Origin of the sequence: Barnesiella sp. CU968 (genome assembly GCF_905219685.1) — a bacterium.
Taxonomy (GTDB): Bacteria; Bacteroidota; Bacteroidia; order Bacteroidales; family Muribaculaceae; genus Lepagella; species Lepagella muris_A.
This window is the reverse complement of record NZ_CAJMXD010000602.1, coordinates 1-1026: the sequence shown is the minus strand read 5'-3', so window position 1 is coordinate 1026 and position 1026 is coordinate 1. Positions and strand designations below refer to the sequence as shown.

Sequence of the window (1026 nt, the reverse complement as noted above, 5' to 3'; positions counted from 1 at the left end):
CGCCAAAAGCAAGGTCAGAAGGAATATAGAAGACATATTTCGAACCCTCCTTCATAAGCTGCAGACCCTCTGTCCAACCTGCTATGACACCATTGAGGGGGAATGTGGCAGGCTCGCCGCGCATAACAGAACTGTCAAATACAGAACCGTCAAGCAGACGACCGGTGTAATGCACCGTGACCTGATCCGTAGCACCCGGCGTTGCGCCTGTGCCCTCCTTCTCGATCATGTATTTAAGACCGGATGGCGTACGTACATAAGTTGAATCAGTAGCGAACTCCGCCTGATATTCAGGATTGCGGAAGCGATCTGCCACAGAATCTGTCACAACCTCGTCAACTACCTCCACCACTGCGCTGTCTGACTGTGTGTCGGCATTCTTTTCCGCAGTCTTCTTACACGAGGCAATCATCGCAACCGCGCCGATCGCCAATGCTGCATAAAAAAATTTCTTCATACTATTTTTTGTTTACCTTGATGAGTTCTACCTCGAAAATCAGGGTTGAATGAGGAGGAATCACATTCGGCACGCCACCTGCTCCATATGCGAGATCCGACGGAATGAAGAATGTATATTTCGCGCCTTCCCTCATAAGCTGAACACCCTCTGTCCAACCGGGAATAACGCGGTTAAGGGGGAATGTGGCGGGTTCACCGCGGTTGACAGAACTGTCAAAGACCGTGCCGTTGAGGAGCTTGCCTGTGTAATGCACAGTGACCTCATCAGATGCCGAAGGCTGTGCGCCGTCACCCTCTTTCTCCACTACATACTGCAGACCGCTTGCTGTAGAGCGCACATTCTCTTTCTTGCCGTTCTCTGCAAGGAATTTCTCACCCTCTTCGCGAGCCATAGCCTCAGCTTTCTTCTCAAGATCCTGAAGATAGTCGTTGATAAGTTTCTGTGCCTCTTCCACTGGCATTTTGGGTTCGCCGCCATCGAAAGCGACCTTCACTCCATCCTTGAATTCCTCTGAATTTATTTCTTTCACACCCATTGCCTGCAATTGTTTTCCCATTGCAAGACCC

2 protein-coding genes are annotated in these 1026 nt (G+C 50.2%); both read right to left on the bottom strand.

The features are described 5' to 3' along the window. Nucleotides 1–457: FKBP-type peptidyl-prolyl cis-trans isomerase (locus tag JX312_RS14275; protein ID WP_204458526.1), on the bottom strand; the 457-nt coding region annotated here is incomplete at its 3' end. Nucleotide 458: 1 nt separating this feature from the next. Then, a partial coding sequence (locus tag JX312_RS13960) for an FKBP-type peptidyl-prolyl cis-trans isomerase (RefSeq protein WP_204458525.1) occupies nt 459–1026 on the bottom strand: 568 nt, incomplete at its 5' end.